This is a genomic window from Caulobacter segnis (assembly GCF_029543125.1).
GTDB lineage: Bacteria > Pseudomonadota > Alphaproteobacteria > Caulobacterales > Caulobacteraceae > Caulobacter > Caulobacter segnis_D.
On record NZ_JARQWW010000005.1, the window covers coordinates 379,907 to 398,679 of the forward strand.

Annotated in this window: 16 protein-coding genes; 8 read left to right on the plus strand and 8 right to left on the minus strand. The window is 68.0% G+C overall.

Annotated elements, in window-relative coordinates:
- Positions 1–51 precede the first annotated feature (51 nt).
- On the minus strand, positions 52–3,012 hold the full coding sequence (locus tag P7B02_RS16730) for a peptidoglycan-binding protein (RefSeq protein ID WP_277787482.1): 2,961 nt from the start codon (positions 3,010–3,012) through the stop codon (positions 52–54).
- A 148-nt stretch (positions 3,013–3,160) separates the two neighbouring features.
- Here P7B02_RS16730 and P7B02_RS16735 point away from each other — a divergent pair, with 148 nt between their 5' ends.
- Positions 3,161–3,364 carry a hypothetical protein gene (locus P7B02_RS16735; RefSeq protein WP_277787483.1) on the plus strand — a complete coding sequence of 68 codons (204 nt, stop codon included), beginning with the start codon at positions 3,161–3,163 and terminating at the stop codon, positions 3,362–3,364.
- Here the strand turns inward: P7B02_RS16735 and P7B02_RS16740 are convergent.
- A complete protein-coding gene (locus P7B02_RS16740; protein WP_277787484.1) occupies positions 3,361–5,016 on the minus strand; it encodes a bifunctional lysylphosphatidylglycerol flippase/synthetase MprF in 1,656 nt (551 codons plus the stop codon). The genes P7B02_RS16735 and P7B02_RS16740 overlap by 4 nt on opposite strands.
- A gap of 150 nt (positions 5,017–5,166) precedes the next feature.
- Between P7B02_RS16740 and P7B02_RS16745 the strand changes: the two genes are divergently transcribed.
- The 3 genes from P7B02_RS16745 to P7B02_RS16755 all read left to right on the plus strand — a co-directional run bounded on the left by P7B02_RS16745 (position 5,167) and on the right by P7B02_RS16755 (position 8,555).
- Positions 5,167–6,372 (plus strand): acyl-CoA dehydrogenase family protein, encoded by a 1,206-nt coding sequence (locus P7B02_RS16745; protein ID WP_277787485.1) that lies wholly within the window; start codon positions 5,167–5,169, stop codon positions 6,370–6,372.
- Positions 6,373–6,400: 28 nt separating this feature from the next.
- On the plus strand, positions 6,401–7,528 hold the full coding sequence (locus tag P7B02_RS16750; RefSeq protein ID WP_277787486.1) for an acyl-CoA dehydrogenase family protein: 1,128 nt from the start codon (positions 6,401–6,403) through the stop codon (positions 7,526–7,528).
- A gap of 97 nt (positions 7,529–7,625) precedes the next feature.
- Positions 7,626–8,555 carry an SH3 domain-containing protein gene (locus P7B02_RS16755; RefSeq protein ID WP_277787487.1) on the plus strand — a complete coding sequence of 310 codons (930 nt, stop codon included), beginning with the start codon at positions 7,626–7,628 and terminating at the stop codon, positions 8,553–8,555.
- 57 nt (positions 8,556–8,612) lie between these two features.
- On the opposite strand, the gene P7B02_RS16760 is transcribed toward P7B02_RS16755, so the two are convergent.
- Complete coding sequence (locus P7B02_RS16760; protein ID WP_277787488.1) at positions 8,613–9,950, minus strand: PLP-dependent aminotransferase family protein; 1,338 nt, start codon at positions 9,948–9,950, stop codon at positions 8,613–8,615.
- Positions 9,951–10,026: 76 nt separating this feature from the next.
- Here P7B02_RS16760 and P7B02_RS16765 point away from each other — a divergent pair, with 76 nt between their 5' ends.
- The 4 genes from P7B02_RS16765 to P7B02_RS16780 all read left to right on the plus strand — a co-directional run bounded on the left by P7B02_RS16765 (position 10,027) and on the right by P7B02_RS16780 (position 13,000).
- On the plus strand, positions 10,027–10,428 hold the full coding sequence (locus P7B02_RS16765) for a DUF983 domain-containing protein (RefSeq protein ID WP_277787489.1): 402 nt from the start codon (positions 10,027–10,029) through the stop codon (positions 10,426–10,428).
- Between the two features lie 60 nt (positions 10,429–10,488).
- Positions 10,489–10,989, plus strand: coding sequence for a pyridoxamine 5'-phosphate oxidase family protein (locus P7B02_RS16770; RefSeq protein WP_277787490.1), 501 nt, complete (start codon positions 10,489–10,491; stop codon positions 10,987–10,989).
- A 1-nt stretch (position 10,990) separates the two neighbouring features.
- Complete coding sequence (locus P7B02_RS16775) at positions 10,991–12,046, plus strand: SDR family oxidoreductase (RefSeq protein WP_277787491.1); 1,056 nt, start codon at positions 10,991–10,993, stop codon at positions 12,044–12,046.
- 258 nt (positions 12,047–12,304) lie between these two features.
- Positions 12,305–13,000 carry a Crp/Fnr family transcriptional regulator gene (locus P7B02_RS16780; protein ID WP_431355826.1) on the plus strand — a complete coding sequence of 232 codons (696 nt, stop codon included), beginning with the start codon at positions 12,305–12,307 and terminating at the stop codon, positions 12,998–13,000.
- Between the two features lie 34 nt (positions 13,001–13,034).
- On the opposite strand, the gene edd is transcribed toward P7B02_RS16780, so the two are convergent.
- The 5 genes from edd to P7B02_RS16805 form a co-directional block, all read right to left on the minus strand.
- The gene (edd, locus tag P7B02_RS16785) at positions 13,035–14,852 is read right to left on the minus strand and encodes a phosphogluconate dehydratase (protein ID WP_277787493.1); all 1,818 of its coding nucleotides are present in this window, start codon (positions 14,850–14,852) and stop codon (positions 13,035–13,037) included.
- An 8-nt stretch (positions 14,853–14,860) separates the two neighbouring features.
- Complete coding sequence (gene pgl / locus P7B02_RS16790) at positions 14,861–15,550, minus strand: 6-phosphogluconolactonase (protein WP_277787494.1); 690 nt, start codon at positions 15,548–15,550, stop codon at positions 14,861–14,863.
- Positions 15,543–17,006 (minus strand): glucose-6-phosphate dehydrogenase, encoded by a 1,464-nt coding sequence (gene zwf, locus P7B02_RS16795; protein WP_277787495.1) that lies wholly within the window; start codon positions 17,004–17,006, stop codon positions 15,543–15,545. The genes pgl and zwf overlap by 8 nt, the downstream gene beginning before the upstream one ends.
- A 142-nt stretch (positions 17,007–17,148) precedes the next feature.
- Positions 17,149–18,123 (minus strand): acyltransferase family protein, encoded by a 975-nt coding sequence (locus P7B02_RS16800; RefSeq protein ID WP_277787496.1) that lies wholly within the window; start codon positions 18,121–18,123, stop codon positions 17,149–17,151.
- Position 18,124: 1 nt separating this feature from the next.
- Positions 18,125–18,754, minus strand: coding sequence for a LysE family translocator (locus tag P7B02_RS16805; RefSeq protein WP_277787497.1), 630 nt, complete (start codon positions 18,752–18,754; stop codon positions 18,125–18,127).
- Positions 18,755–18,773 lie beyond the last annotated feature (19 nt).

Genomic DNA, 18,773 nt, shown 5'->3' on the forward strand with positions numbered 1-18,773 from the left:
CGGCCTTGCGCCACCCCTGACGTCTTCAAGTCTTCGCCCGAAGGCGAGGCATCACTGCGCGAAGGCCGCCAATCGCGCAACCAGCTCCGGATCGGCCTTGCCGGTCGACGAGAGCCCCTGGTCGCGTTGGTAGGCCGCGATGGCAAGGCGCAGGGCCGGCGACGACACGCCATCCTGCGCGCCCTGATAGTAGCCGAGCCGCGCCAGGGCCTTCTGAGCCGTGACCAGGCTGGTGGCCGTGCCGGCGGAGGCCGTCGCCGAAGCGGGCGCCGCGGAGCCGGCGGCGCGGAAGCCGTTGGCGGCGCGTTCCGCCGTCGCCTGGACCTCGGCGCTCAGCTTGGGCTTGAGGCGCACCGCGCTGGCGCGGGCCTCATCGTCCCCCGCGCGGCCGGCGATCAGGTACCACTTGTAGGCCTCGGCCTCGTTCGCCGCGACCCCGAAGCCGGCCTCATAGATGCGGCCCAGATTGTACTGGCTGTCCACCAGGCCGAGATCGGCGGCCTTGCGGAACCACTCGGCGGCCACGGCCGGGTTCTTCTGACCGCCCTGTCCCTCGAAATAGTAGAGGGCGAGATTGTGCATGGCCTTGCGGTCGCCGCCCTGGGCGGCGCGCTCGGTCCAGCGGCGCGCTTCCGCCGGGTTGGCCTTCAGACCGGCTTCGCCATTCTCATACAGCTTGGCCAGATAGAATTGGGCGGCGGGGTGGCCCGCCTCGGCGATGTTGCGCAGCGGCGCGAGCGCGGCGTCGTCGCCGGCTTCGATGCGGCGGACAGCCGCCTCATAGGCCTTGGTCTGGTCCTCGGTGACGACCGGCGCCATGGACGAAGCGATATTGGGCGTGGCGATCGCCACAGCCGCGCGCGCGTTCGTCAGCGAGGTCGGAGCGGTCTCGTCGCTCTTGCTCGCCTTGCCGGGGTTCTGATTGCTCATCACCAGGCCCGTGGTCATCATCCCCAGCAGGGCGACGCCCGCGCCGAAGAAGGCCACGGTCTGCATGGACGAACCGGCGCGGCGGCCGCCCCGGCGCGAACCCATGAGTCCCGAGAAGATCGAGCGGGAATGGCCCGAGGACGCCAGAACGAAAGGCCGCGTCTCGGAAGGTGACTGCGCGGCGCGGGCCGCGGCGCGGGCCTGCTCCACCGCCTCGCGGGTCGACAGGACGCGCACAGGCTCCGGATCGGCGTCCGGCGTCAGCAGATAGTTCTGGCCGCTGCCGAACAGGTCCGCGCTGTCGGCGGCGTCTTCGGACTCGTGCAGCGGAATGAAGCCGTCGGCGGCGTCGAAATCCTCGTCCGTGAAGCCGATGTCGTCCGGGGACCGGGCGGCGTGCGCGTCCTCATGCTCCACCGGGTCAGCCGGCTCGAACAGGGAGGTCAGCTCTATCGGCTCGGGTTCGGCGGCGGCCTTGGGCGCCGGCGCGGGCTCCGCCGGACGGGCGAAGGTCTGGGCGGTCAGGGGCGGACGGCTGTCCTCGACCCCAACCTCGGAGAAGGAGAAGCGGCCTTCGGAGAAGGACCCCGCGCCGTCACCTTCGGAGACGAAGGCCGTAGTCTCGGACGAGGCCTCGGGGGCCGGAGCGAGCGTTTCGGCGGGAGCCTCGAACGGCGCCTCGACGATGGGGTCGGCCAGGCGGCGGCGCGCGCCCTGCAGACCGGCGTCGACCTTCTCGCGGGCTTCTTCCAGCAGGCGCGCGGTGCGCTCCTCGCTCTGGCGGATGCGGTCAGTCAGTTCGCTGGTGACACGTTCCTGGCGTTCGGTCAGGCGCTCGCCCACGCGGGCCACCTGCTCGCCCACGTCGTCGATGGCGCGGGCGTTGCGCTGCTCTGCGGTGGCGATGCGTTCGGACAGGCGCTCGGTGATGCGGGCGATTTCGCCGCCAAGACGCTCCAGGGCTTGGGCCTGGACAAGATCGGCGCGGGCCAGCTTGCCGTCGGTCGTCGCGGCGACGCGGGCGATCTCCGCCCCCATCTTCTCGACAGCGTCGGCGTTGCGGTCCTCGACCTCCTTGATGCGGGCGTTCATGGCGCCGGCGATGGACATCACCTCACGGCCCATGCGCTCCAGGGCGCCGGTGGAACGGCGCTCGGCCGCTTCAACGTGGGACTGCAGGGTGTGGAAGGAGGCTTCCAGGCTGTTCAGGCGGCCGCCGGCGGACTTCTCCAGTTGGACGGTCATCTCCGCCCGGGCAGCCTCCATGCGGCGCGAGAGGTCGGCGGCCAGGGCGCCAAGACCCTCACCGCCGAGCCCCGCCCCGCCCTCGACGGCCTTGAGGCGTTCGTCGAGGGTGATGAAAGATGCGCTGAGCTCCAGAAGGGCGTCGGCGGTCTTGCTCTCCGCCGCCTCCAGCCGCTGAGCCACGCGCGCGACGACGGCCTCGACCAGGGCGTCCGTGTCGACCTTGCCGGCCGACGCCTTCACGCCGTCGAGCGCCGCCTTGGTGCGGGCGTCCGTGTCATAGACCTGACCGGCCAGCTTGCCGATGGCGCCTTCCAGGGTCTTGATGGCCTCGGTGGAGGCGGCGTCCGCCCCACCCTGCTCCATCCGACGCATGCGGTCGGCGATGTGCCGCTGCTCTTCGCCCAGATCGGCGATCGCGCCTTCGAAACGGGAGGCGACAGCCACCGCGTCACGCTCGGAGGTCTCCAGGCGGGCGATCACATTGCGGACGGAATGGTCGATGCCGGTGACGGCGCGGGCCTGGCGAGCCTCGGCGGCCTCGATGCGGTCGGACAAGCGCTCCAGCGCCAGGGCGATACGCCCGGAGTCGTCGATGGGATAGCCGGAGGCGTCGAAGCGCGAGGACTCGCGCTGCGAACGGGGATGATCGAGGACGTTGTGGCCCTGCGGACGGGCGCCATAACCGCTGTCGCCAAAGTCCGGCGCATCATCCTCAAGGATCATGCGGTTCAGCCACTCGCCGAGCGTCATGCCGGAGCGGCGGGCGAGATCCTTTGCGATCTCACGCGCTTTGGGGTCGATCCCCTTCACGCTCCACGGCGCCCCCGCGCTCATCGAATCGATCTCCAGGCACTCTTCACACTGGACGCTAGCCAGCGAGCCCTAGTGTGTAAACGCGGAGTTAACGCTAAATCTGGGGTCTGGCGATAATGTCTGTGGACGAACGCTTGCATACGCGAACCGGCGTGGGCAGGTGTGCGCCATGACGCTGACGACCACCCTGATCGCCGCCCTTGGCTTTTTGACGGCCACCGTATTTTGCGGCTGGCGCGGGGCTCAGCCATCGAATCCGGCCAAGGGCCCCCGCATGATTCCGTGGCGCCCGATGATGATGGTTTCAGCCTTCGGACTGCTGATGATGCTGGTCCATCTGGCCAACCTGATGGGCGTGCAGACCGGGCGTTAGGCCGCCTTTTTCGGCTCCTTCGGGCGCTTGGTCAGGCCGGCGACGCCGCCGCTGGACAACAGGCCCACATCTGCCATCAGCAGGGGGATGACCCACTTGTGCGGGGCGGCCACATAGCGCGGGCGCCAGAGCGGATCGTACTTGTCCTTGTACCGGCGGACGCCCCGGAAATTGTAGATGTCCTCGCCGCGCTCGAAGACCAGGTGGCCGATGCGCGACATGATCGGCGCAAGACGGCGGTCCTCCAGCCCAGCTAGCGGCGCGACGCCGAACTCGAAGCCGGCATAGCCCTGGTCGCGGCCCCAATGCAGAAGCTCGACGAACAGGAAGTCCATGATGTTGGGCGGCGCACCATCGGAATAGCGCATCAGGTCCATGGAGAAGGTGGACTTGTCCGGCGTGGTCCAGAGCGTGGCGAAGGCGACGATCTTGCCTTCCACCCGCACCAGGGCGGTGGGGAACTCACAGACATAGCGCGGGCTGAAGCTGCCCATGGAGAAGCTCTTCTCCCCTCCGGCGTGACGGCCCAGCCAGGCGTCGGACACCGCCTGCAGATCATCCATGACCGCGCTGGCGGCGCCGGCCTCGATCACCTCGAACAGGGCGCCGCCCTCGCCGGCCTTGCGCCAGTTGCGGCGCAAAACCTCGCGGCGACGGCCCGCGAGCGAGAAGCCTTCAAGCTGGACGACCGCGCTTTCGCCCGTCTTCTGAATGGAGAAGCCCAGTTCGACCACGTCGGGCAGGTCTTCAGGGTCCAAACCATAGAGCGCGGTTCGGGCCCCGTGGGCGTCCGCCATTTCACGGAAACGCCAGAGCAGGTCCATACGCTCGTCCCGCTGGCCCACCGGCCCGCCCATGGCGATCCAGGAGCGGCCGCGCACCCCGAACATCAGGAAGCTCTGGCCCGAGGACGAGAACAGGAAACGCTTGTCGCCCAGCAGGGCGAGGTTGGATTCCGGCTCGGCGTTCTCGGCCGAGGCCAGGATGGCCCGGACCTTGGCGAAATCCTCGTCGGCGTCGCCGATCACCTTGGGCGTCGCCGTGGTGGCGAACAGGCGCCAGACCCCGATGGTCAGCAGCAGCACCGCCGCGCCCGCCGACGAACGCACGGTGCGCATGTAATCCTCGTCCGCCAGGGCCCGCCACCAGGGCTGGCTGCGGTAATCGGCGTGGAAGAAGGCCCACCGCCCGATGAGCCAAGCGCCCAGCAGCACCGCCACGGCGGAGAACATCCAGCCGGGGGTCAGCTCCATCTGCATCAGGCGCGACTTGCGCGGGAACGCCGGATGCAGGGGCGTCATGACCAGGGCGGACACACCCAGCAGCAAGGCTTCTTCCCAGTTCAGGCCCTTGAGCACGGCCAGGACGGTCGCCACGGTGAGCAGGCAGACAGCCGCCCCCCAGGCCGCGTCGATCCGCGCCCGCAGACCGAAGGCCAGCATCAGCAGCAGCAGGCCGATCATGGAGGACAGGGTGTGGCTGGCCTCGATCAGCCACTGCGGCGCGACGCGCAGCAGGAAGACGAAACGCTCCGGCTCCGACGGCGTCGCGCCGGAAGTGAGCAGCATGACGCCTGCCACGGCCGCTAGGATGGAGGCCAATGTCGGCGCCACCGCAAGCAGGGCCGCCCGAATCTCGCGGATCGGAGTCATGTCCCTTGGGTACGCGCGGGCGATGACAGTCTCAACCATTGCGATGACGCACCGCGACGACGCAAACAATCGTTTGAATCAGCTTGCGTCCCCGCTCGCCCCAAGGGCATGTTTGTCCTAACGACAAGAGCATTTCGAGGGAGGACGGCCATGGCCGATTTCGGCGGAACCGATCTGGAGGCCTTCCGGGCCGAAACGCGGGCCTGGCTGGCGGAGAACTACCCCGCTTCTCTCAACGCCCCGATGGGGGAAGACGACGCGCCGTGGGGCGGCCGCAAGTTCACCTGGAAGAACCCCGACGCCAAGCTGTGGCTGGACCGCATGGCCGCCAAGGGCTGGACCGCGCCCATGTGGCCCAAGGAATACGGCGGCGGCGGCCTGTCCAAGGACGAGAACAAGGTGCTGGAACAGGAGCTGCGGCGCATCCGCGCCCGCCCGGCCCTGATGAGCTTCGGCCTGTGGATGCTCGGCCCCGTCCTGCTGGAATACGCCACCGAGGAGCAGAAGCAGAAGTTCATCCCCTCGATCATCAAGGGCGAGACCCGTTGGTGCCAGGGCTATTCCGAACCGGGCGCGGGCTCTGACCTCGCGGCCCTGCAGACCAAGTGCGAGGACAAGGGCGACCACTTCCTGATCAACGGCCAGAAGGTGTGGACCAGCTACGCCGACCAGGCCGACTGGATCTTCTGCCTGGTCCGCACCGACACCTCCAAGAAGCACGAGGGCATCAGCTTCGTCCTGTTCGACATGACGACACCTGGCGTCGAGGCGCGGCCGATCAAGCTGATCAGCGGCTCGTCCCCCTTCTGCGAGACCTTCTTCGATAATGTGAAGGTCCCCAAGGACCAGATGGTCGGAAAGCTGAACGGCGGCTGGGAGATCGCCAAGCGCCTGCTGCAATACGAACGCCAAAACATCTCGTCCTCCGGCTTCGGCTCCGGCGGCGGCCTCGATCTGGTCGAGGTGGCCAAGAAGGAGATCGGCCTCGACGAGCAAGGCCGCATCGATGACGGCGACCTGCGCGCCCGCATCGCCGCTCATCGGATGGACGCTCACGCCTTCATGCTGACCGTGCGCCGGGCCGAGGCGGAGTCCAAGGCCAGCAAGGGCCCCAGCGCCGCCGTGTCGATCATCAAGTACGCGGCCGCCAAGATGAACCAGGACCGCTTCGAGCTGATGGTCGAGGCCATGGGTCTGCAAGGTCTGGGCTGGGAAGGCGAAGGCTTCGCCAAGGACGAACTGGCCGTGACCCGCGGCTGGCTGCGCTCGAAAGGCAACTCCATCGAGGGCGGCACCAGCGAGGTGAACCTGAACGTCGTGGCCAAGCGGGTGCTTGGCCTGCTGGACCACCAATAAGGCCCATAGAGAACAAGGGAGAACCGCCATGGCCGTGCTCAACGAAGAACAGACCATGCTGCGCGACGCCGCGCGCGAATGGACCCAGGAGAACGCTCCGACCACCGCCCTGCGCAAGCTGCGCGACGGCAAGTCCAAGGCGACCTTCGACGCCCCGACCTGGGCCGAGATGGGCCAGATGGGCTGGGCCGGGGTCATCGTGCCGGAAGAGCACGGCGGCTCGGCCTTCGGCTATCTGAGCCTGGGTCTGGTGCTGGAGGAGACGGGCCGCACCCTGGCCGCCTCTCCCCTGATCTCCACAGCCCTGACGGCGGCCTCGGCCCTGACCTTGGGCGGATCAGAGGCGCAGAAGGCCGAATGGCTGCCCAAGATCGCCGGCGGCGAGATCGTCGCCACCCTGGCGATCGACGAGGGCTCTCACCACGCGCCGGAGAAGACCGCCCTGAAGGCCGAGAAGACCGGCGGCGGCTGGGTGCTGAACGGAACCAAGACCTTCGTGCTGGACGGCGAGGCCGCCGACCTGCTGATCGTCGCCGCCCGCACCAGCGGCAAGGGAACGGACGGCATCACCCTGTTCCTGGTGGCCGGCGACGCGCCCGGCGTCACCCGCACTCACCTGTCCCTGGCCGACAGCCGGGGCGCGGCCAAGATCGTTTTCGAGGGCGTCGAGGTCGGCGCCGACGCGGTGCTGGGCGAGGTCGACAAGGGCTGGGCGGTGCTGGAGCCGACCCTGGACCGCGCCCGCGCGGGTCTGGCGGCCGAGATGCTGGGCACGGCGACACAGGCCTTCGAGATCACGCTGGAATATCTGAAGACCCGCACGCAGTTCGGTCAGGTGATCGGCACGTTCCAGGCCCTGCAGCACCGCGCGGCCAAGATGTTCACCGATCTGGAGATGACCCGTTCCTGCGTCGAAGCGGCGCTGGAGGCCATCGACGCCGGCCAAGATGCGCGCGCCACCGCCTCTCTGGCCAAGGCCCGCGCCAACGAAATCCTGCACCTGGCTTCAATCGAAATGGTGCAAATGCACGGCGGCATCGGTATGACCGACGAACACGATGCAGGCCTTTACATGAAAAGGGCTCGCGTCGCGGAGGCGTTGTTCGGCGGGACCACGTATCATCGTGATCGTTACGGGCGGATTTTAGGCTTTTAGTCGCACATTACGAGCCTTTAACCGAACGACGGTCTGCGCGATCTTGGCCTTGGGACGGCGTTGCGTTACACGGGCGCCCGTATCTGGGGAATTACACATGCGAAAGATCTTGACTGCCGCTGTCGCGGCGACGGCCCTGCTGGGCCTGGCTCAACCCGCCGCCGCGCAATACGGCATGGACAAGAAGGGTCCGAAGAACACGGCCACGCCGGAACTTCCGAAGTGCGCGCAGCCGCTGGGCACCGCCGCCATCCAAGAGCCGGAAAACCAATGGTGGACCTCGCTGGGCCTGTCCAATCCGGAATCCCTGCTGAAGTTGTTCGCCATGCGCTCGGGCTGCCTGCGCATCGTCGACCGCAACGGCGGCCTGGCCATGCGCCAGGGCGAACGTGAGCTGGGCGGCGAGCTGGCTCGCGGGTCGAACATCGGCAAGGGCCAGGTCAAGGCCGCCGACTTCTTCATCGTGCCGGACATCGCCAATTCGAACGCCAACGCCGGCGGCATGAACCTGGGCGCCGTCAGCGGCTTCATGCCCGGACCGGTCGGCTTCCTGGCCGGCAACCTGAAGACCAAGAAGGCTCAGGCGCACACCCTGATCACCCTGGTCGACGCCCGCACCACCGAGCAGCTCTACATCGCCGAAGGCACCGCCCAGAAGACCGACCTGTCGCTGGGCGGCGGCGGCTACGGCGGCGGCTTCGGCGCGGTGGCAGGCGGCTATTCGGACACTGAAATCGGCAAGGTCATCACGGCGGCGTACTTCAACGCCTACGTCGACCTCGTGAACTACATGCGGGCCCAGGTCCCGGGCCAGGCTTCGGCCAACGCCCCGGCCGCCGGCCAGACCGCCAAGGTCGCCACCCAACTGCGCGCCACCGCCGCCCCGACCGGCAAGGTCGTGGTTCCGGTCGACGCCGGCGACATCCTCTACCCCACCGGCCAGCGCAATGGCGTCTGGATGGAAGTGGACGACGAGAACGGCAACCGCGGCTGGGTCTCCTCGGCCCAGGTCACGCCGCGCAACTAAGCGCGCGCCGCGATCGCGGAATTGGAGAAGCCGCCCGGTCCGTCCGGGCGGCTTTTTCTATGCGGTCAGCTCCGCCAGCGCTTTCAGGCCTCGCGTCAGGCTGGCGCGCGTACCCGGCGCGCCGAGGGACAGGCGCAGGCCGTTGGGCGGCGGCCCCGCGGAGAATAGATCCGACGTCGCCACGCCCAGGCCGCGCTCCCGCGCCTGCTCCGCCAGAGCCAGACGATCCAGCCGCGCCGGCAGGTCGAGCCAGACGTGCAGGCTGTTCGCCCCGCCCCTGGCCGCCGGCAGCACCTCGGCCGCGATGGCCCGGCGGGCGGCGGCCTCGGTCCGGACCCCCGCCAGCAAGGCCTCAGCCGTTCCAGACTGCACCCAGCCCGCGAACACCGCGCTCATCAATGGCGCCGGCATCATGGCCTGAGCGTGAGCGGCGTCGGCCGTCTCTCGCGCCGCCGCCTCGTCCGGCGCCACCACAAAGGCGGTGCGCAGGCCGGGCGACAGAGACTTGGACAAGGTGGCCACATGAAAGGTCCGTTCGGGCGCGAAGGCCGCCAAGGCGGGCATGGACTCGTCCGGCAGCCGGCCGTAGGCGTCGTCCTCCAGGATGACGAGGTCATGCTTGCGGGCGATCTCCGCCAGGCGCCGGCGACGCGTCTCGCTCAGGGTGCCGGCGGACGGGTTATAGAGTGTCGGCACTATATAAAGCGCCTTCGCTCCATCGCGGCAGGCGGCTTCAAGCGCGTCAGGCGACATGCCTTCCTCGTCCGCCTCAACGGGAATCAACCTCAAGCCCCGTTGGCGCGCGGCGGAGATCAGACCGGGATAGGTCAGGGCGTCGACGACCAGGCTGTCAGCCGCCTTAAGCCGCACCTGCATCACCGCGTTCAGCCCGGCCTGGGCCCCGGCCGTGACGACCACCCGCCCCGGATCGACCTCGCCCAGCACGAGGCGAAGCCAGCGGGCGCCCGCAGCGCGCTCAGGCGCGGCTCCCGTGGCGGCGCGATAGGCCATGACCGCCGCCAAGTCGCTGCGCTTCAGGATGCGCGACAACTCTTCATCCAGCGCCGCCGCCAGCGAAATCCCGAACGGCTGCGGCGGCACGTTCATGGACAGATCGACGACGGAGCGGATCTCCTCCCCCGCCGTGGAGCGGATGAAGGTGCCGCGTCCGACCTCTCCCTCCAGCAGCCCGCGTTCGCGGGCCAGACCGTAAGCGCGGGTGATGGTGGTGAAGTCCACGGCCAGCCGCGCCGCCAGACTGCGCTGCGCCGGCAGGCGGTCGCCCGGCTGGATGCCGCCGCTCAGAACCGCCGCCTGAATCGCATCGGCGATCCGGACATAAACGGGTCCTTCGCGAGTTCCCACCTCAGCGGCGATGGCGTCTTCGGTCGTCATTGCAATGCAGCTCTCGAATGCATACATTACTGATTGATTGTATGCATCTACCTCAAGATTGTAGGCGAGCCAAGCCATGACGGATCCGAACGACGTCCATACGCCCCCCGCCCCCATTATCAGCGGCTTGCGCTGCCGCTGCCCCCGTTGCGGCGAGGGGAAGCTGTTCGAGGGCTTTTTGAAGGTGGCGCCCGCCTGCAACGTCTGCGGGTTGAACTACGGCTTCGCGGATCCAGCGGACGGTCCGGCGTTCTTCGTCATGACCGGCATCGGCTGCGCGATCATGGCGCTGTTCGCCTGGATCGAGATCGCCTACCAGCCGCCGATCTGGTTCCACTTCCTCTTCACCCTGCCGCTCTTCACCGTGGGCTGCCTGGGCACCCTGCGGCCTGTGAAGGCCTGGCTTATCGCCTCGCAGTTCTTCCACAAGGCCGAGGACGCCCGTTTCGAGAGCGTGGGCAAACACGGGCCGTTCTGACCGGAACCCCTTCTGGCGTCAGCGGTTCTCCCTAAACACAAACATTTGGGAGCACTCGCCATGTCCACCGACGTGAACGACAAGGCCGCCGTGGAAAAGCGCCTTTGGAAGGAGATCGACGACGCCCGTTTCGGGATGCTCGGCCTCACCAACTCCAGCCAACATTTCCAGCCGATGACCGCGTATGCGGAGCCTGAGACCGGCAAGATCTGGTTCTTCAGCTTGAAGGACACCGATCTGGCGCGCGCCGTCGAGAATGGCGAAATGGCCATGTTCACCATCCAATCCAAGGATGGCGATTTCCAAGCCTGCATCGGCGGCCACCTGATGCAGATGCGCGATCATGCCCGCGTCGAGAAGTACTGGAATCCGGTCGTCGCCGCCTGGTACCCCGAGGGCAAGGACGATCCACGCCTGACCATGCTGTGCCTCGACGTGGAGGATGCGGCCCTATGGATCTCCAAGGGCGGCCCCATTCGCTTCGCCTGGGAAGTGGCGCGGGCCAACATCACCGGGCAACAGCCTGACATGGGTGATCGGGCAAACCTCGATCTGCACTGACATGGCCAGACATCGGGGAAAGCTGAAGCTCAAACCCCTGCGCGAGCAGGTCATCGTCATCACCGGCGCGACGTCCGGCATCGGGCTTTCCACAGCCCGGGCCGCGGCGGCGCGTGGCGCGCGGCTGTTGCTGGCCGCGCGCAATGGGGATGCGCTCAAAGACGTCTGCCATGACCTGCGCAACAGGGGCGCCGACGTGGCGTACTGCGTCACCGACGTGGGGGACGCTGATCATGTGCGGCGCTTGGCCGAGCAGGCGGTGGAAAGGTTCGGCGGCTTCGATACCTGGGTGAACAACGCCGGGGTGTCGATCTTCGGCGACGTGACCCGCGTGCCGCTGGAAGACCAACGCAAGCTGTTCGACACCAACTATTGGGGGGTCGTCCATGGCTCCCTGACGGCTGTGGAGCATCTGCGCAATCGGCCCGCCGGCGGCACGGTGATCAATGTCGGCTCGGTCCTCGGCGACCTCGCGATCCCCACCCAGGGCGCCTATTCCGCGTCCAAGCACGCGGTGCGCGGCTTCACCAACGCCCTGCGCATGGAGCTGATGGAGCAGAAGGCACCCATCGCGGTGACGCACATCAAGCCCAGCGCCATCGACACCCCTTACAAGGACCACGCCCGCAACTATACGGGCCATCCGGTGCGCAATCCCGCGCCGATCTACGCCACGCCGCTGGTGGCCCAGGCGATCCTCTACGCCGCCGAGCATCCGGTTCGTGAGATGACCGTGGGCGGCGGCGGCGTGTTGCAGACCCTGGCCTGGAGCGCGTGGCCGCACGCGATGGAGCGCGCCCTGGCGCGCTTTACGCCCCGCATGTCCACCGATCGCTCCGGTCGCAAGGTGGTCCACAGCGACAACCTTCATGAGGCCGGACAAGACCTGCGGGAGCGCAGCTATTACCCCAAGGTCCGGGAGACCAGCCTGTTCTCGACGGTCCAGATGCGTCCTCTGGCGACCGTCGGGGTCGCCGCCTTGGCTATGGCGGGTGTCGGCGCGGCCTATCACCTGGGCCGCAAGCGGAAGCGGCCGACGACGCTGAATGCAGCGTGACGCTGTAATCGCACCGCCTTTTCTAGAGAAACGGCGGCGTGCCTGAGAACAAAAGTCGGGAACCCGACAAAACCAAGACGAGTGATAAATTCGCAGCGCCCCGTGCCTTACCAGCACGGGGTTTCTGCTTTTCTGAACGCCTGCGGGCATTTGTGTCGGCTACCTGACGGCGCCCGGTTTCACCTGCCTATAGCTTGCAACCCTCGCTGTGGGGGTCGCGTTGTGATTCCCAGGCAAAGCTAAGGAACCCGCCGTCCGGTGAAGAACAGATTTCTCGCATCCCTACCCCCGGACGACTACAGCCTGGTATCCGCCCATCTCACCCAAGTGGAGTTCGAGAAGGGACGCTTGCTCTATGATCCAGGCGATCCCGTAGAGACCGTTTATTTTCCTCATGACTGCGTCATCTCCTTGATGACGCTTATGGAAAGCGGCGCGGCGATCGAATCCTCGACTATCGGTCGTGAAGGCGGGCTGGGCCTGGGCGCGGCGTTCACGCCACGCATCTCGCTGTCGCGCGCCATCGTCCAGGTGCCGGGCTCCGCATCCCGCATAGGGGTCAGCCAGTTCCAGGACGTGGTCAAACGCAGCGTCACCTTGCAGCAGTTGATCCACAAGCACTCGGACGCCCTGTTCGGTCACGCCATCCAGTCCGTGGCCTGCAACGCCCTGCATTCGGTGGAGGCGCGCTTCTGCCGCTGGCTGCTGACCTGCCATGACCGCATTGATGTGGACACCGTCAGCCTGACCCAGGAATTCCTGGCCGACATGCTGGGCGTGCAGCGGACCACTGTAACCGCCGTGGCCGGCGCGCTGCAGGCCAAGGGCCTGATCCGCTACCGCCGGGGCATCGTCGACATCCTTGACCGCCAGGGCCTCGAAGCCATGACCTGCGAGTGCTACGGCGCGTCCCGCAGGCTCTACGAGAAGCTCCTGCCGATCTCGTTCGACTAGTCTCCTCCCCCGCAAGCGGGGCAGGAGAAGAGCTTCAGGCGTAGAAGACGCTCGCCCCGCGATCCGCGGGGCCGGCGCCTTGGCGCATCCAGCCGAACAGCTCGCGGCCGAAGCCGTGCAGGTCCGCCGGCTTCACCGCCGCCGGACGGGCGCGCAGCTCGGCGGCGTCCACCAGGATGTCGAGCACGCCGTTGTCGGCGTCCAGGCGCACCATGTCGCCATCGCGCACATAGGCCAGCGGACCGCCATTGGCGGCTTCCGGCGTCACGTGGATGGCGGCAGGCGTCTTGCCCGAGGCGCCGGACATGCGGCCGTCGGTGACGAGAGCCACCTTGAACCCACGATCCAGCAGCACGCCCAGGGCCGGCGACAGGCTGTGCAGCTCCGGCATGCCGTTGGCGGCGGGGCCCTGGAAGCGGACCACGGCGATGAAGTCGCGGTCCAGTTCGCCACGCTTGAAGGCGGCCAGGAAGTCTTCCTGGGTCTCGAACACGACGGCCGGCGCGGTGACAGTGCGGTGCTCCGGCTTCACGGCGCTGGTCTTGATGACCCCCCGGCCCAAGCCGCCCTTCAGCAGGCGCAGGCCGCCCTCATGCTGGAAGGGGTCGCTGACCGGGCGCAGAATCTCGCGGTCCAGGCTCTCCGACGCGCCATCCTTCCAGACCAGGGTCTCGCCATCCAGATGCGGCTCCTGGGTCAGGCGCGACAGGCCGTGGCCGGCCACGGTCAGGACATCCTCGTGGGCCAGGCCGGCGTTCAGCAGCTCGCGCGTGACGAAGGCCATGCCCCCGGCGGCATGGAACTGGTTCACGTCGGCCGAGCCGTTCGGATAGACGCGGGCCAGCAGCGGCACCACCGCCGACAGCTCGTCCATGTCCTCCAGCTCCAGCTGGATGCCCGCCGCACGCGCCATGGCGGGCAGATGCAGGGCATGGTTGGTCGAGCCGCCGGTGGCCATCAGGCCGACCACGCCGTTGACCATGGCCTTCTCGTCGATGACCCGGCCGCTGGGGCTGAAGGCGTTGCCCTTGCCGGTAATCGCGGCGGCGCGGTGGGCGGCGGCGCGGACCAGGGCGTCACGGAGGGGCGTGTTGGGATGCACGAAGGCGCTTCCCGGCAAGTGCAGGCCCATCAGCTCCATAAGCATCTGGTTGGAGTTGGCCGTGCCGTAGAAGGTGCAGGTGCCGGGGCCGTGGTAGGAGGCGCTCTCCGCCGCCAGCAGCTCGTCACGGCCCACCTTGCCCTCGGCATAGAGGGCGCGCACGCGGGCCTTCTCGCTGTTGGGCAGGCCCGAGGTCATGGGACCGGCAGGCACGAAGATCGCCGGCAGGTGGCCGAAGGTCAGGGTTCCCATCACCAGGCCCGGAACGATCTTGTCGCAGACGCCAAGCGCCAGGGTGGCGTCGAAAGCGTCGTGGGTCAGGGCCACGGCCGTGGCCATGGCGATCACCTCGCGCGAGAACAGCGACAGCTCCATGCCGGGACGGCCCTGGGTGACGCCGTCGCACATGGCGGGCACGCCGCCGGCGAACTGGGCCGTGGCGCCGACTTCGCGGGCCGCCGCCTTGATGATGTCTGGATAGCGCTTCAGCGGCTGGTGGGCCGAGAGCATGTCGTTATAGGCCGAGACGATGCCGATGTTCGGCGCGTTCAGGTCCATGACCCGCAGCTTGTCCTGGACCTCCTCCGCCGCGAAGGCGTGAGCCCAGTTGGCGCAGGACAGCTTGGCCCGGCCGGGGCCGGCCGCGGCGGCGGCGTCCACCTGCGCCAGATAGGCGGTGCGGGTCTCTCGGCTGCGCTCGACGATGCGGGCGGTGACTTCGGCGACGGTCTTGTTCAGGGGAGCGGACATGGTCTTCCTCACGCGGCCCAGAGGACGCGGACAGGGGCTTTGGTCTGCGCCAGCACGGCGCCGATGGGATAACGCGCGGGATCGGCCAGCGCCGCCTCCACCACCGCCTTCTTGGCAGGGCCGGTGACCAGCAGGATCAGGGCGCGGCTTTGGGCCAGAGCGGCCAGGGTGAAGGTTAGTCGCGTCTGCGGCGGGGCCGGCTCGCCGGCCGGCGCGGCCAGCACCACCTTGCGCGACGACAGGTCCAGCCCCTCGTCCAGCGCCGGGTTGCCGGGGAACAGGGAGGCGAAATGGCCGTCCTCGCCCATGCCCAGCAGAACGGCGTCCAGCGGCAGGATCTTGGCATGCGACTTGGACGCCACCGAGGCCGCCTCGCTGGGCGAGCCGTCGGAATACATGGGCAGGAACTTCGCGGCCGCCGCGCGCCCCTTCAGCAGATGCTCGCGCATCAGCTTCTCGTTGCTGTCCGGGGCGTTGTTGGGGACGAAGCGCTCGTCAACCAGGGCGGCGGTCACCTGCCCCCAGGCCAGATCCACATCCGACAGCCGCTCATAAACCGGCGCGGGGGTCGTGCCCCCGGCGCCCGCCAGGCTGGCGTAGCCCTTGGCCCGCAGACCGGCGCGCAGGGCCTCGGCCATGGCCTCGGCCGCCGCGTCATAGGCGGCTTCACGGCTGTCGAAGGTCTCGATCTCAACCATTCCAGGCGCGGCCCTTGGTGGCGATCAGGTCGGCGGACGTGGACGGGCCCCAGGCGCCGGCGGGATAGGTCGTCGGCTTGATGCCCGCAGCGGCCCAGGCGTCGGCGACGCCGTCCACATAGGCCCAGGCCTGCTCCACCTCGTCGCGGCGCACGAACAGGGTGCGGTCGCCCTTGAACACGTCCAGCAGCAGCCGCTCATAGGCGATGCGGCGGCGGCCCCCGAACGCGGCGGCCAGGCTCAGCGACAGGGGCAGGGCCTGCAGGCGCATGCCGTCGGCGTCCAGGCCGGGCTGCTTGTTCATCATCAGCAGCTTGATGTCCTCGTCCGGCTGCAGGTCGATGACCAGGCGGTTGGCCACCAGGTCGTGACGCCCCTCGCCGTCGAAGATGGAGTGCGGCACGCGCTTGAACTGGATGACGATCTGGGTGCGCCGCTCCGGCAGGCGCTTGCCCGTGCGCAGGAAGAACGGCACGCCGGCCCAGCGCCAGTTATCCACATAGGTCTTGAGCGCCACGAAGGTCTCGGTGTCGGTCTTCTTGCCGACCTCCTCCAGATAGCCCTTCACCTCTTTGCCCTCGACCACGCCATGCAGGTACTGGCCGCGCACCGAATGGGCGGCGGCGGTCTCGGCGGTGAACGGGCGCAGAGAGCGCAGGACCTTCACCTTCTCCGAACGCACCGCGTCAGGGTCCAGGCCGGACGGCGGCTCCATGGCCACCAGACACAGGAGCTGCAGCATGTGGTTCTGCAACATGTCCCGCAGGGCGCCGTACTCGTCGTAATAGGGCCAGCGCTCGCCGACGCCTTCGGTCTCGGCCACGGTGATCTGCACGTGGTCGATGGACTGGGCGTTCCACAGCGGTTCGAACAGCACGTTGGCGAAACGCAGCGCCATCAGGTTCTGGACCGTCTCCTTGCCCAGATAGTGGTCGATGCGGAAAATCTGCCGCTCCGTCACCACCTGCCCCACGGCCTCGTTGATCTGTTGCGAGGTCTCGAAGTCGCGGCCGATCGGCTTCTCCAGCACCAGGCGCGTGTTGTCGTGGGTCAGGCCAGCCGCCTGCAGGGCCGCGCACACCGGCGCGTACAGGCTGGGCGACAGGGCGAAGAAAATGGTCAGTTGGCCATGCTCGCCGATCTTCTCGGCCAGGGCCTTGGCGCCTTCCGGCTTGGTCAGGTCGCCGGCCACGTAGTCGAGACGCTCGACCAGGCGGGCCCAGGCGCCGTCGTCCTTGCCGCCGCGCTTCAGCAGGTTTTCACGCACCAGGCTGATATAGCCGTCGCGGTCCAGCTCATGCCGGGCGACGCCGAAGATGCGCAGCCCTTCGGGGAGCAGGCGGTCAGCCTCCAGGAAATACAGGGACGGCAGCAGCATGCGCAGGGCCAGATCGCCGCCCCCGCCCAGCAGCACCAGAACCTCGCCGCCTTTTTCCGATTTCCCCGTCGGCGCCATGCGCTCTTCCTTCTTATGACAACGCTGTCATGCCCTACATACGCAATCGACGCGCGGATTGCGAGGTCCAGGCGTGCGTAAGCGGCGCGATAGTTACGAGCTAAGTCTTAAGGCCGCTATATGACCAATTCTCTTTGTGCGGTCAGGTTTTGGCGAGCCTGCGCGCACCCTCGATCAACGGCTTTTCGACGCATTGGTGGCAGATGAGGCCGCACAATGCCGCGACAAGCAGCATCGCCGGGATGAAAATCCACGGCAGCCCGGGCCAGATGAGTCGCGCCACCAGCGGGGCGACCAGGATGTGGGTCAGGTAGATCGAATAGGACGCGTCCCCCATCCGCTGCAGGATCGGCAGGCGGAAGATGCGGGCCTCCTCGAAGCTCAGCGCCGCCGTCACGATCAACACCGCCGGGACGCCCCAGGTGATCGGCCGCCAGTTGCCGGGCACAAAGGCCGCGAAATGCTGGATCGCCAGGATGACGAAGGCGACCGCCAGCATGACGACGGCCATCCCCCTTCCCGGCAGGTCGCCCGACCTCCAGGCGCGGGCCAGCGCCATGCCGGCCACGAACTCCATCAGCATCGGATTGGCCAGGACCAGATAGGCCGGGGGAAACGCCGCGCCGAACACGCAGACCACCGCCAGGGCCATGGTCACAAACTTCAGCCGCCCATCCGGCGCGAACACCAGGGCCGCCGCGAAGGTCAGATAGAACAGCGCCTCGTAGTGCAGGCTCCACCCCGGCGGGATCAGCGGGAACGGCCAGCCGTCCGGATCCACATGCGGGATGAAGGCCAGCGACAGGCCAAGATGTCCCCAGTCCGGGATGATCCGGGGGATCGCTCCCCGCCAGAAGAAGGCGATGCCGAACGCCAGCAGGCTGAGCGCCCAGTACAGAGGGACCACCCGCGTGATCCGCCGAAGTATGAAGGGGCCGGGCTCCTGGCGCCGATCCGCCGCCATGGCCTCCATGATGAAGCCGCTGATGACGAAGAAGACGTCGACCCCCGCAGCCCCGATCTCGAAATCCAGCCGGCTCCATTGCGCCGCGTGGAACGCCGCCACCGAGAGCGCGGCAAGCCCCCGCAGGGACTGGATGGAATACAGCGTCCGCAAGTCAGCGCCGGTCGAACGCCAAGCGCGCGGCGAAGGCGATGAACACCGCGCCGGTCAGCCGATCCAAGGTCGCCACCACCGCCGGCTTGCGCAGCGCCTTAGCCAAGGGGCGCGTCGCGGCGATCAGCCCGACAGCCCAGATCAGACCCAGGATGAAGTGAATGAACGCCAGGCCGAACATGAACGGCCCCGCCGCCACGCCTTCCGGCGTGAACTGCGGCAGGAGCGAGACGTAGAACACGCCGATCTTGGGATTCAGCAGATTGGTCAGCAGCCCCCGGCGCATCCAGGTGAAGTCGCCGCCGCCCTTCCCCGCCTCGGCCGCCTGCACCTCGAACACCTTGCGCGGCTTCAACAGCAGCTTCGCGCCCAGCCACAGAAGATAAGCCGCGCCCGCCCACTTCAGGACGGTGAAGGCCGTCTGCGAGGCGGCCAGCAGCGCGCCTAGCCCAACCGCCACCGCCGCGCCCCAGATCAGGCAGCCGATCCCGATCCCCAGGCCCGCCAGCATCGCGCGGCGCGGCCCCTCGGCCGCCGCCGTGCGCAGCACCATGGCGGTGTCGAGGCCCGGCGTCGCGGTCAGAACCGCCGCGGCCGCGGTGAAGGCGAGCAGGGATTGGACGACAGTCATGGCGACGCTCCGGCGACGC